Origin of the sequence: Streptantibioticus rubrisoli, assembly GCF_024436055.1 — a bacterium.
GTDB lineage: Bacteria > Actinomycetota > Actinomycetes > Streptomycetales > Streptomycetaceae > Streptantibioticus_A > Streptantibioticus_A rubrisoli.
In genome coordinates this window covers 19,192-31,450 of sequence record NZ_JANFNH010000055.1, presented here as the reverse complement: position 1 = coordinate 31,450, position 12,259 = coordinate 19,192, and the positions used below count along the sequence as shown (strand labels likewise).

The following is a 12,259-nucleotide window of genomic DNA, read 5'->3' as shown; positions in this document are numbered from 1 at the left end:
GCTGGGATGAAGCCACCCGAAGCGAGCCGGAGGTCACCCCTCGGCCCGCTCCGCCCGCGGGATCCCCGCCGTGCGGTACGCCTCGTCCTCCTCCAGCGTCTCGCGTTCCAGCAACGCCTCGGCGAGCGCGTCGAGTTGGGGCCGGTGCTCGGTCAGCAGGCGGCACGCCTGCTCGTAGCACTCGTCGACGATCCGCCGCATCTCCGCGTCCACCGCGTCGAGGGTGGCGGGCGCGGCGGCCAGCCCGTAGGCCTGCTGGGCGTCCTGCGGCAGCGCGGTGAGGCGGCCGATGCGTTCGCTCATGCCCCAGCGGGCGACCATGCCGCGCACGATGGTGGTGACCTGCTCCAGGTCGCTCTCGGCGCCGGTGGTGATGACGCCGAAGACGGTCTGCTCGGCGGCCATGCCGCCGAGGGCGCCGATGATCCGGCCGCGCAGGTACTCCTCGGTGTAGGCGTAGCGGTCGGCGTCGGGGGTGGACAGGGTCACGCCGAGCGCCCGGCCGCGCGGCACGATGGTGATCTTGCGGACCGGGTCCGCGCCCGGTTGCAGCATGCCCAGCAGCGCGTGGCCGCTCTCGTGGTAGGCGGTGCGCCGCCGTTCCTCGTAGGGCATCACCAGGGGCCGCTCCGCGCCGAGTTGGACCTTCTCCAACGCGTCGGACAGCTCCGGTTGCCCGACCACGTCCAGGTTGCGCTTGACGGCGAGCAGTGCCGCCTCGTTGGCGAGGTTGGCCAGCTCCGCGCCGGTCATTCCCGGGGTGGTGCGGGCGACCTGGGCGAGGTCGACCTGTTCGTGCAGCGGTACGTCACGGGTGTGGATGCGCAAGATCGCCTCCCGTCCGGCCCGGTCCGGTGGGCTGACCTGCACGGTGCGGTCGAAGCGGCCGGGCCGTAGCAGCGCGGGGTCCAGGACGTCGGCGCGGTTGGTGGCGGCGAGCACGACGACGCCCTCGGAGCCGGAGAACCCGTCCATCTCGGTGAGGATCTGGTTGAGCGTCTGCTCGCGCTCGTCGTGCCCGCCCATGCCGCTGCCGCTGCCGCGGGCCCGGCCGATGGTGTCGATCTCGTCGATGAAGATGATCGCGGGGGCGACCTTGCGGGCCTCGTTGAACAGTTCGCGCACCCGGCTGGCGCCGACGCCGACGATCATCTCGATGAACTCGGAGGCCGAGGCGGAGAAGAACGGCACATCGGCCTCCCCCGCCACGGCGCGCGCCAGCAGCGTCTTGCCGGTGCCGGGCGGTCCGGCGAGCAGGACGCCGCGCGGCATCCGGGCGCCCAGTCTGCGGTAGGCGTCGGGTCGTTTGAGGAAGTCGACCACCTCGCTCAGCTCCGCCTCGACCTCGTCGATCCCGGCGACGTCGTCGAAGGTGGTGCGCCTGCCCTCCTCGGGTGTGACGGGCTTGGGCGTCTTGCGGCCGAACCCGCCGAGTCCGCCGCTGAGCGCGCCGCTCATCCGCCGCGCGATGATCATCCACAGCGCGACGAGCACCAGCATCGGCGCCAGCGAGATCAGCAGGTTGGCCAGGAAGCTGCGCTGCTGGACCACCGGTTCCGCGGTGACGGTGACGTGGTGCCGGGTCAGCTGCGCCCACAGTTTGTCGTCGGCGAAGGACGGGCGCTGGGTGTCGAAGTTCTTGTACGTGCCCTTGCCGGACGGGACCGGCGCGCTGGTCTTGAGCTCACCTTGGATCGCGTCGCCCTTGGCGTAGATCTTGGTGATGTTGCCCGCGCCCAGTTGCCTGCTGAACTCGGTGTACGAGATCGACTGGCTCGTCGGGCCGCCGAAGAACGACAGCAGCGCGTCGGTGATCAGGAAGACGGCCACAGCGGTGAGGATCATGCCGCCCCAGCCGCCCAGCCGGCGGCGTGGCCGCTGCGGCGGGGACGGCGGTGGCGCGCCCTCCGACCGCCACGGCTGCTCCGGGCTCTGTCGGGGCGGTACGGAGTTGGTCATGGCTCGACCATACGGACAGCCACCGACAGGCGGCCGGACCCCCACACGGAACCCTCGCGTCCGCGACGGCTCACAGGCCGGGCCACTCCTCGGCGGTGAGCGCGAACCGCTCGTGGTCCCGCCAGGCGTCGTTGATGTAGAGCATGCGCGGGGAGAAGCCCTCGTGCCGGAAGCCGAGCCGCTTGGCCAACGCGATGGAACGGACGTTGTCCGGCTGGATGTTGATCTCCAGCCGGTGCAGCCCCAGCCCGTCGGGCAGTTCGTGGAAGCAGTGGTCGACCACCTGCCGCATGCCTTCGGTCATCCGCCCGGTGCCCGCGTACGGCAGGTAGGAGTCGTAGCCGAGGGCGCCGTTGCGGAACCGGCCGCGCACGATGTTGGCGACGTTGCACTTGCCGACGATGCCGCCGTCCTCGTCGTTGATGACCAGGAAGGTACGCAGCGTCGGCCCCTGGTTGCGCAGCAGTTCGGCGAACCCGTTCGGGTCGACGGGGTTCCAGGGGCCGATGTGCTCGGCGGACCGCACGACGGCCTCGGCGTAGGCGGTCGCGTCCGACGGCCGTGGCGGTCTGATGTGAACGCGCATGGTGGCTGGTCGCGGTCCTCGGTCAGCCCATGAACTTCTTGAACTCGTCGGGCAGTTCGAACTTGCCGTCGCCTCCGGCCGGGAGGCCGAAGGGGTTGTCCCCCTGCGCTTCGCGGCGGGCGGCGGCCGCCGCCTCCTCGGCCTTGCGCTTCATCGGGTTGCCGCTGCGCTGCTTGCCCTTGGCGGGCTTGGCCTTCTTCTTGCCACGGGCGCCACCGCCCAGCCCCGGCATGCCCGGCATCCCGGGCATTCCCGGCATGCCGCCGCCCTGTGCCATGCGGGACATCATCTTGCGGGCGTCGAAGAACCGCTCCACCAGGTTCTTGACCGCGCCCACCTCGACGCCGGAACCCCGGGCGATACGGGCCCGGCGCGAGCCGTTGATGATCGTCGGGTCGGTGCGCTCGGCCGGGGTCATCGACTTGATGATCGCGGCGGTGCGGTCCACGTCCCGCTCGTCGAGGTTGTTGATCTGGTCCTTGATCTGGTTCATCCCCGGCAGCATGCCGAGCAGCTTGGAGATCGAGCCCATCTTGCGGACCTGCTCCATCTGCTGCAGGAAGTCGTCGAGGGTGAACTCCTTCGGGCCCTTCGCCAGCTTGGCCGCCATCTTCTCGGCCTCGGCCTGGCTGAAGGTCTGCTCGGCCTTCTCGATCAGGCTGAGCACATCGCCCATGCCCAGGATGCGGGACGCCATGCGGTCCGGGTGGAACGCGTCGAAGTCGTCCAGCTTCTCGCCGTTGGAGGCGAACATGATCTGCTTGCCGGTGACGTGCGCCACCGACAGCGCGGCGCCACCGCGCGCGTCACCGTCGAGCTTGGAGAGCACCACGCCGTCGAAGCCGACGCCGTCGAGGAAGGCCTGGGCGGTGTTGACCGCGTCCTGGCCGATCATGGCGTCGAGGACGAACAGGATCTCGTCCGGGCTGACCGCGTCGCGGATGTCCGCGGCCTGCTGCATCATCTCCTGGTCGATACCCAGGCGGCCCGCGGTGTCCACGATGACCACGTCGTACTGCTTGGTACGGGCGTGCTCGATGGAGTCCTTGGCGACCTTCACCGGGTCGCCGACGCCGTTGCCCGGCTCGGGCGCGTAGACCGCGACGCCCGCGCGCTCGGCGACCACCGCGAGCTGGTTGACCGCGTTCGGGCGCTGCAGGTCACAGGCGACCAGCAGCGGGGTGTGCCCCTGGCCCGCCAGCCAGCGGCCGAGCTTTCCGGCGAGCGTGGTCTTACCGGCACCCTGCAGACCGGCCAGCATGATCACGGTGGGCGGGGTCTTGGCGAACCGCAGGCGGCGGGTCTCGCCGCCGAGGATGCCGATCAGCTCCTCGTTGACGATCTTGATGACCTGCTGGGCGGGGTTGAGCGCCTGCGAGACCTCGGCGCCGAGCGCCCGCTCCTTGATCTGCTTGATGAACGCGCGGACCGCGGGGAGCGCGACGTCCGCCTCCAGCAGCGCGATGCGGATCTCGCGCGCGGTGGCGTCGATGTCCGCCTCGGACAGGCGGCCCTTGCCCCGGAGGTTCTTGAAGGTCGCTGCGAGGCGATCGGAGAGAGTGTCGAACACGGCGTCGCGGATCCTCTGTCGGCTGTCGGCGGCTGTCGGCCGCCCTCCGGCTGGCGGTGGGCGGACATCGCCCTCCAGGGTATCCGGACCGTCCAGGTACGGTCTCCACCGCGGTCCAGCCCGCGGTGGACAGAGGGCGGATTCCGCTCAGTCTCTGCGCTCGAACTCGTCCGTGGGGATGTTCACGGTGATGCCGTCGGCGAGACGCAGGGTGACGGTCTCGCCGTACTTGAACTGCTCGCGCGTCGCGTACTCCTCGCCGCTCGGACGTGTGAGCAGCGTGCAGGTGGCACGGAACGGGTCGACGATCAGGTAGATCGGTACCTCGAAGCGGGCGTACTGCCGCAGCTTGGTCGTGTAGTCGTGCTGGTCATCTTTCGCGGAGACGATCTCGATAGCGGCCAGCAGATCGTCATGCTTGTATGGCGCTGTCGCGCCATCTTCCAGGATTGCAACATCGGGAGCGCGCGGTGGCTCCTCTCCAAAACGGACGAGCACATCGGAGACCAATCGCGACTTCTTCAAGCCCGCAGCCCTGGCGACGACCTGGATGTCTGCAATCGTCCAGCTCTGGACGTTGCTCTGCGGCGACATGATCAGCTGGCCCCCCACGACTTCCACCTTGAAGCCCTCGAACACCCCCGCAGCCTGCTCAGCGGCGCGCCACAGGTCGTCTTGAACGCTCATTTGCTGTCCTCCCCACCGCTAGTGGCCAGGCAATACATGCATCGTAGACACACCCACCGACATCGGCCCCTGCCCGGCCGAAACGGCACCCCGCCGGATTACCCAACGCCGAGGACACTGATCTCCGGTGACTTCTCCCGCCGCTGAGCAGCTACCCCAGCGCCGCCTCCAGTTCCCGGGCCACCTCGGCCGCCCGCTCGGCCGGGAGCGGGGCGCCGTCCGGGCCGACGACGTAGAACGCGTCCACCGCGTTGGCGCCCAGCGTGCTGATCCGCGCCGAACGCACCGCCACCCCGGCCGCGTCCTCCAGGGCGCGGCCGATCCGGTGCAGCAGTCCCGGCACGTCCTGCGCCCGGACCTCGATCACGGTGGCCACCTCGGAGGTGCCGCCGACCACCGTCACCCTCGGCGGCGGCGCCGGAACGCCCCTGCGGCGCGGATACGCGGCCTCGCGCTCCGCCAGCCGGGAGGCGATGTCCAGCGAGCCGTCGAAGGCCCGCGCGAAGTCGGCCCGCAGCCGGGCCACTTCGGGCAGTGAGCCGAACTCGGCGGCCACCCGCCAGCTGAGCAGGGTCACCGGGCCCGCCCCGATCGGGTCCGCGGTGCGCAGGTCCGCCGCGCGCACCGTCAGCCGGTGCAGCGCCAGTACACCGGCCGCCGCGGGCAGCAGCCCGGGCCGGTCCGGCACCGCCAGCAGCAGTTCCACACCGACCGGCTCGGTACCGTCCTGCGCCACCGGCTCGGACTCGGCCCGCAGCGCCAGCACCGGCCCTCCGGTGCGCGCCGCCTCCACCGCCAGCCGCTCCTCCTCGGCGGACGGCTCCCGGTCCGGCGGCCCAGACGGCGCCTCGCCCGCCAGCACCCCGGTCACCCGGCGCACCAGGTCCGCCACGAGCGACGCCCGCCACGCGCTCCACGCCGCGGGGCCGGTGGCCAGCGCATCGGCCTGGGTCAGCGCGTGCAGCAGGTCGAGGCATTCCACCGAGCGGACCGTCTTGGCCACCGACTCGACGGTGGCCGGATCGTCCAGGTCGCGCCGGGTCGCCGTCTCGATAAGCAGCAGATGGTGCCGTACCAGCAGGGCCAGGGTGTCGGCGTCGGCGCGGCCGAAGCCCATCCGGGCGGCCACGTCCCGGGCGATGACCTCGCCCGCCACGCTGTGGTCGCCCGGCCAGCCCTTGCCGATGTCGTGCAGCAGCGCGCCGATCAGCAGCAGGTCGGGGCGGCTGACCTGGCGGGTCAACGTCGCCGCCTGGACGGCGGTTTCGACCAGGTGCCGGTCAACCGTCCAGCGGTGCACGGGATTTCGCTGCGGGCGGCAGCGCACCCGCTCCCAGTCCGGCAGCAGCCTGGCGATCAGGCCCTCGGCCTCCAGCGCCTCCCACACCGGCACCGTGGCCTGCCCCGCGCCGAGCAACGTGACCAGTTGCTCCCGCGCCTCCGCGGGCCACGGCACCGGTAGCGCGGGCGCGGCGGCGGCCAGTGCCCGTACCGCGGGCAGTGAGATCGGCAGGCCCGCCTGGGCGGCGGCCGCCGCCGCGCGCAGCGGCAGCACCGGGTCGCGCTCCGGCCGGGCGGTACGGGCCAGCACGGCCTCGCCCTCCTGCTCCACCACCCCGTCGGCCAGCGGCATCCGCTCCACGCCCACCGGCTCGGCGTGCCCGCGCCCCAGGAACCGCTTGCGGGGCCGCGCCGACCGGGCCCGCAGCACCCGGCCGACCGACCGCCAGGTCACATCGCTGGCGTAGGCCACCGTGCGGGCCGCCTCGTACACTCCCCGCAGCAGCGTGTCGGCGTCCAACACCCCGAGATGGGCGGCGACTTGGTCCTGCTCCTGGAGGCTCAGCCGGTCGGTGGCCCGGCCGGTGACCAGGTGCAGGGCGTCGCGGGTGTCCAGCAGTCGGGCGCGGGCCTCGGCCAGGCCCTCGCGGGGTGCGTCGGCCAGCCAGGAGGCGGCGACGGCGCGCAGCACGGTGGCGTCGCGCAGTCCACCGCGCGCCTCCTTCAGGTCGGGCTCCAGCAGATGCGCCAACTCGCCCTGCCGCTCGGCGCGTTCCAGGCACATCTCGTGCAGTTCGGGGAGGCGTTTGGGGGCCTGTGCGCGCCAGTCGGCGAGTACGGCGGTGCGCAGGTTCGCGGTGAGCTCCGGGTCGCCCGCGATGTGCCGGGCGTCGAGCAGGCCGAGTTGCACCTTCAGGTCGTCCCCGGCGGTCTTCCGGGCCTCGGCGGGGGTGCGCACCGAGTGGTCCAGGGACAGGCCGAGGTCCCACACCGGGTACCACAGGCGGTCGGCGAGCGCGGCGACCTCACCGGCGCCCGCCGTGCCGTCGTGCAGCAGCAGCAGGTCCAGGTCGCTGCGCGGGGAGAGTTCACCGCGCCCGTAGCCGCCGACGGCGACAAGTGCCGTACCGGTAGGGCGGTTCGGGAAGAGACCGGCGAGCCACCGGTCGGTGAGGTCGGCGAGCGTGGCACGCCGGGACGGTCCCGGCTGGCCCTCCTCGTTGAGCAGGGCCAGCCGGGCCGCCGGGTAGCTGGTTTCGGGCGACCGCGCACCGTCCGGTACACGGTGGGGGGTCCCGGAGGTCTCCGGGACGGCACGGTCGGTCATACGGTCTCCAAAGCCAGCGCGGTTCCGCATCGTCCAAGGTGAGTTGTCCGCGCGGGCCTACAGGGCGTCGGGGCCGCGCTCGTCGGTCCGTACCCGCACCACGGTGTCCACCGGGACGCTCCACACCTTGCCGTCGCCGATCTTGCCGGTCCTGGCGGCCTTCACCAGGACGTCGATCAGTTCGTCGGCGTCGGCGTCCTCGACCAGCACCTCTATGCGGATCTTGGGCACCAGGTCGACGGTGTACTCGGCGCCGCGGTAGACCTCGGTGTGGCCGCGCTGGCGGCCGTAGCCGCTGGCCTCGGTGACGGTCAGGCCCTGGACCCCGAAGTCGTGGAGGGCGGTCTTCACCTCGTCGAGGCGGTAGGGCTTGATGACTGCGGTGATGAGTTTCATGCGTCCACCTTCGGTTCCGCGGCCTTCGCCGGGGAAGCGGTCTCGTTCTTGTCGCCGGTGAGCGCCTTGCTCTCGGCCGGTGCCAGGAGGCCGCCGAGCCGGGCGGCGGAGCCGATTCCGGCGAAGTCGTAGCCGGTTTCGGCGTGTTCGGCCTGGTCGATGCCGGCCACCTCGTCGTCCTCGCTGACCCTGAAGCCCATCACCAGGTCGATCACCTTGGCCAGGACCGCGGAGACCACCAGCGAGTACAGCAGGACGCATGTGACACCGACGGCCTGCTTGCCGAGCTGGCCCCAACCGCCGCCGTAGAACAGGCCCTTGGCGGTCTGGCCGACACCGCCGGTGGCGAACAGGCCGATCAGCAGCGAGCCGATGATGCCGCCGACCATGTGGACGCCGACCACGTCGAGGGAGTCGTCGAAGCCGAGCTTGAACTTCAGCCCCACCGCCCAGGCGCACACCACACCGGCGATCGCGCCGACCGCGATCGAGCCCAGCGGGGAGACCGAGCCGCAGGCGGGGGTGATGGCGACCAGTCCGGCCACCGCGCCGGACGCGGCGCCCAGCGTGGTGAACGAGCCGTGCCGGATCCGCTCGTAGCCGAGCCAGCCGAGCATCGCGGCGGCGGTGGCGACCTGGGTGTTGGTGAACGCGACCGCGGCGACGCCGTCAGCGCCCAGCCACGATCCCGCGTTGAAGCCGAACCAGCCGAACCACAGCAGTCCCGCGCCGAGCATCACGAGCGGCAGGTTGTGCGGCCGGAACGGATCGCGCTTGAAGCCGACCCGCTTGCCGATGACGAGGATGACGCCGAGCGCCGCCGCGCCCGCGTTGATGTGGACCGCGGTACCGCCCGCGAAGTCGATCACGCCCAGTTTGTTCAGCCAGCCGCCGGTGCCCCACACCCAGTGCGCGACGGGGAAGTACACCACGATCGCCCACAGCGTGATGAACAGCGACCACGCGGCGAACTTCACCCGGTCCGCCAGCGCACCGCTGATCAGCGCCGGGGTGATCACCGCGAACATCAGCTGGAAGACGGCGAACACGTAGATCGGGATGCCGTAGCCGGGCCACAGCTGGGTGATGCCTATGTGCCGCATGCCCAGCCAGTCGGTGCCGCCGACGAAACCGCCGTGGTCGGTGCCGAAGGCGAGGCTGAAGCCGAACAGGGTCCACAGGATGGTGATGATGCCGAGGCTGATGAAGCTCATCATCAGCATGTTCAGAACGCTCTTGACCCGGACCATGCCTCCGTAGAAGAAGGCGAGACCTGGTGTCATCACCATCACCAGGGCGGCACTGATCAGCATGAACGCGGTGTGCCCCGTGTCGAGCACGGGCTTGTCGGCAGCGAGCGTCGTCAAGATGCCGGTTGGCATCGGCGCCTCCTCGTCGTCGGTACGGCCCGCGGGGGGCGTGGGGGAATGAAAGGGCCGGTTATGGCCTAGAGAGTGGCCTAGCCGGGTTTCAGCCGCCGCCGTGCGGTGTTTCGCCGCCGTGACGAAGATGGCGCATGTGTTACGGCCGGGTGAACCGGTCCGCTGCGGTCATGGTGAACGCGATGCTCCGTATACGCCGGTGCCGAATGCGCCGATACGGAACCGGCCGCGGCGGTTTCCCGTCGACCTGGCGGTGGGGGAGCCTAGTCGGGCTGATCGGGGTGGCCGCCGCGGCCGGAGTGAAGGGGGTCCGTCGCGTCACACCGCCCGGGCCGCCGGACCCTGCTCGTAGTCGTCCGGCAGGTCGGTGCGCAGCCGGTCGCTGAGCGCGACGACCTCGGCCACCTGGCCGAAGTCGCGCACCGCGGTGTCGGTGGTGCGGCGGATCCGGGTGTTCACCCGCTCGGAGCGGATCCTTCTGGCCACCTTGATCGCCTGGACCGCCAGCTCCGAGGCGTGCTCGGGGTTCTTCTGCAGCAGATGGACGCTGGCCATGCCGATGAGGTTCAGCGCGTAGCTGCGCTGGTGCTCGGGGTCCTGGGCGAACAGCTCCACGGCCCGTTCCATCACCGGCTGCGCCAGCGAGGCGTACGTGGGGCTGCGACCGGCGACGTACGCCAGGTCACGGTAGGAGTGCGCGTTCTCCGCGTTCAGCTCGGCCTCGGAGAAGAACCGCATCCAGTCCGGGTCCTCCTGCGGGCGGCGGTCGCTGAAGGTGTCCTCGGCCATCCGCACCGCGCGGTGGCACTTCTGTACCTGACCCATGCTGGCGTAGGCGCGGGCCTCCATCGCGTAGAGCATCGACTGGGTGGTGGCGGTGGCGGTGTCCCGGCTGCCGTACTGGGCGAGGTGGATCAGCTCCAACGCGTCGTCGGGGCGGCCGAGATGGATCATCTGGCGGCTCATGTTGGACAGCACATAGGCGCCGAGCGGACGGTCCCCGGCCTCCTTCGCGGCGTGCAGGGCGAGCACGAAGTACTTCTGCGCGCTGGGCTGCAGGCCCACGTCGTAGCTCATCCACCCGGCGAGTTCGGCGAGTTCGGCGGTGACCTTGAACAGGCGCCTGGTGACCGGCTCCGGGTGGCTCTCCTGGAGCAGGTCGGTCACCTCGTGCAGCTGCCCGACGACCGCCTTGCGGCGCAGGCCGCCGCCGCACTGGGCGTCCCACTGGCGGAACATCACCGTGGTGGCCTCCAGCAGGTCCAGCTCGGGGCCGGAGAGCTTGGTGGGCCGGGTCGACCGCTCGGCGCGCGGGGTACGGGCGGGCGCGGGCACGTCGGCGATCGAGGCGGCCGGGGTGGGCACCAGCCAGCGCTGCATCGGCTCGATCAGCGCCGGCCCGGCGGACAGCGCCAGCGAGGCGCCGAGGAAGCCGCGCCGTCCGAGCATCAGGTCGCTGCGGGAGAACTCGCTGATCAGCTCGACGGTCTGGGGTCCTGCCCAGGGCAGGTCGACGCCGGAGGTGGCGGGCGGCTGGTGGGCGCTGCGCAGGCCCAGGTCCTCGATGGCGACGACCGAGCCGAACCGCTCGGAGAACAGCTCGGACAGGATGCGCGGGATCGGCTCGCGCGGCTGCTCACCGTCCAGCCAGCGCCGTACGCGGGAGGTGTCGGTGCTGATGTGGTGCGCACCGATCTGCCGTGCCCGGCGGTTGACCTGGCGGGCGAGTTCGCCCTTGGACCAGCCACTGCGGACGAACCACGAACGCAGTTGTTCGTTGGCCTGCTTCTCCGCGACGCCGCTGGCCTCGGTCTCGGTCTCGCCGCTTGTGACGCTTCCGCCCACCGGAACGCCCCCATCCCGCTTCTCATCACCGAACTGCCCAAAGGATGCCGCCAGTTGGGGCTCCCTGTCCTCAACGCGCCACCCCCGGTGACCGAATGCCTGTGCGTTCACTGCCTCCGGCATGCCCGCGGACGGCGCGACTTCCGTGGGCTCGTAAACCGAAAGTAATCCCGTGATCACCCATCCGGCGAGGGCAGATGCCGAATCGCCACCATTCGCCACCCCTTCGAATGAACTCTTCCCTGGCCGCACACGATTCACTTGACAGATGAACATCAGCTCCGGGTGGAGCGAAGCGCGTCGGGGCGCGCACTACACGGCGCACCACGCCACACGCCGCGATGCGCCGCCGACGCGCCGCCACCGACGGCGCGTCGCCCCCGGCGGGTGGGCAGGCAGCCCGCACCGCGATCCGCGCGCGGTGCGCGTAACCATCGACGAATTCCGAGTGTTGGAGGTGACATGGGCTTCACGATCGGCAGCTTCCGGGAGATTCGGGACATCACGCCCGGCGTGCGCCGCCGCACCCGCGCCTCGGTCCGCTCAACGATCACGGAGTACACGGCGGTGCACGGCTGGGCGGTGACCCCCGGTGCCCGCGCCGCCCGGGGCGGTGGTCAGTGCAGTTGCGGTGACGCGGGGTGTCCGGCGCCCGGCGCCCACGCGTTGGACTTCGCCGCCGAGATCCCGGCGGGCGCCACGGCCGAACAGGTCGCCGCCACCTGGGCGTTGACCCCGGGCGCGGCCGTACTGCTGCCCACCGGGCGGACGTTCGACGTGCTGGACGTGGCCGAGGAAGCGGGCTGCCGGGCGATGGTGCGGCTGGAGCGGATGGGGCTGCGGCTCGGCCCGGTGATCGGCACCCCGGACGGCCGCGCGCTGTTCTTCGTGGCCCCCGGCGCGGCCGACGAGCTGCCACGGCTCCTCTACCGGATGGGCTGGGACGACGCTGCCCTGGATCTGCGCTGCCGCGGACTTGGTCAGCACGTCACCGCCCCGCCCTCGGACCTCGGGGGACTGGGTCCGGTGCGCTGGCTACGGCCGCCCTCGGTGGACCGGCAGCCGCCGGAGGCGCGGTTGCTGCTGGGCACGCTGGCCTACGTGTGTCACCGGCACGGGACGCCGGTGCGGACGGTGTGATCCCGGAATGCGTACGCATACGTAAGGGGCGCCCGCCCCTGGCGAGCGCCCCTTACCGATGTACCGCTTACCGATGTATCTCTTAC

The 12,259-nt window shown here is 71.3% G+C and carries 9 protein-coding genes; 1 reads left to right on the top strand and 8 read right to left on the bottom strand.

Annotated elements, in window-relative coordinates; translation table 11 throughout:
- Positions 1 to 33: 33 nt before the first annotated feature.
- The 8 genes from ftsH to nsdA form a co-directional block, all read right to left on the bottom strand.
- A complete protein-coding gene (gene ftsH, locus NON19_RS29705; protein WP_255932248.1) occupies positions 34 to 1,959 on the bottom strand; it encodes an ATP-dependent zinc metalloprotease FtsH in 1,926 nt (641 codons plus the stop codon).
- Between the two features lie 70 nt (positions 1,960 to 2,029).
- Positions 2,030 to 2,545 (bottom strand): GNAT family N-acetyltransferase, encoded by a 516-nt coding sequence (locus NON19_RS29700; protein WP_255932246.1) that lies wholly within the window; start codon positions 2,543 to 2,545, stop codon positions 2,030 to 2,032.
- Between the two features lie 22 nt (positions 2,546 to 2,567).
- A complete protein-coding gene (gene ffh / locus NON19_RS29695; RefSeq protein WP_255932245.1) occupies positions 2,568 to 4,115 on the bottom strand; it encodes a signal recognition particle protein in 1,548 nt (515 codons plus the stop codon).
- Positions 4,116 to 4,262: 147 nt separating this feature from the next.
- The gene (locus NON19_RS29690) at positions 4,263 to 4,802 is read right to left on the bottom strand and encodes a Uma2 family endonuclease (protein WP_255932244.1); all 540 of its coding nucleotides are present in this window, start codon (positions 4,800 to 4,802) and stop codon (positions 4,263 to 4,265) included.
- Positions 4,803 to 4,953: 151 nt separating this feature from the next.
- Positions 4,954 to 7,410, bottom strand: a complete 2,457-nt coding sequence (locus NON19_RS29685; RefSeq protein ID WP_255932243.1) for a [protein-PII] uridylyltransferase — start codon at positions 7,408 to 7,410, stop codon at positions 4,954 to 4,956.
- Between the two features lie 57 nt (positions 7,411 to 7,467).
- The gene (locus NON19_RS29680; protein ID WP_255932242.1) at positions 7,468 to 7,806 is read right to left on the bottom strand and encodes a P-II family nitrogen regulator; all 339 of its coding nucleotides are present in this window, start codon (positions 7,804 to 7,806) and stop codon (positions 7,468 to 7,470) included.
- On the bottom strand, positions 7,803 to 9,188 hold the full coding sequence (locus tag NON19_RS29675) for an ammonium transporter (protein ID WP_255932241.1): 1,386 nt from the start codon (positions 9,186 to 9,188) through the stop codon (positions 7,803 to 7,805). The genes NON19_RS29680 and NON19_RS29675 overlap by 4 nt, the downstream gene beginning before the upstream one ends.
- A 318-nt stretch (positions 9,189 to 9,506) precedes the next feature.
- Positions 9,507 to 11,033 (bottom strand): transcriptional repressor NsdA, encoded by a 1,527-nt coding sequence (gene nsdA, locus NON19_RS29670; RefSeq protein WP_255932240.1) that lies wholly within the window; start codon positions 11,031 to 11,033, stop codon positions 9,507 to 9,509.
- 462 nt (positions 11,034 to 11,495) lie between these two features.
- On the opposite strand from nsdA, the gene NON19_RS29665 reads away from it, so the two are divergent.
- Complete coding sequence (locus NON19_RS29665; RefSeq protein ID WP_255932239.1) at positions 11,496 to 12,173, top strand: bifunctional DNA primase/polymerase; 678 nt, start codon at positions 11,496 to 11,498, stop codon at positions 12,171 to 12,173.
- The last annotated feature ends 86 nt before the right edge of the window (positions 12,174 to 12,259 follow it).

What these genes read in the sequence shown, in the direction of transcription:
- NON19_RS29665 (WP_255932239.1), top strand. Translation starts at nt 11,496, where the DNA reads ATGGGCTTCACGATCGGCAGCTTCCGGGAGATTCGGGACATCACGCCC.
- NON19_RS29700 (WP_255932246.1), bottom strand. Translation starts at nt 2,545, where the DNA reads ATGCGCGTTCACATCAGACCGCCACGGCCGTCGGACGCGACCGCCTAC.
- NON19_RS29675 (WP_255932241.1), bottom strand. Translation starts at nt 9,188, where the DNA reads ATGCCAACCGGCATCTTGACGACGCTCGCTGCCGACAAGCCCGTGCTC.
- ftsH (WP_255932248.1), bottom strand. Translation starts at nt 1,959, where the DNA reads ATGACCAACTCCGTACCGCCCCGACAGAGCCCGGAGCAGCCGTGGCGG.
- NON19_RS29690 (WP_255932244.1), bottom strand. Translation starts at nt 4,802, where the DNA reads ATGAGCGTTCAAGACGACCTGTGGCGCGCCGCTGAGCAGGCTGCGGGG.
- NON19_RS29680 (WP_255932242.1), bottom strand. Translation starts at nt 7,806, where the DNA reads ATGAAACTCATCACCGCAGTCATCAAGCCCTACCGCCTCGACGAGGTG.
- NON19_RS29685 (WP_255932243.1), bottom strand. Translation starts at nt 7,410, where the DNA reads ATGACCGACCGTGCCGTCCCGGAGACCTCCGGGACCCCCCACCGTGTA.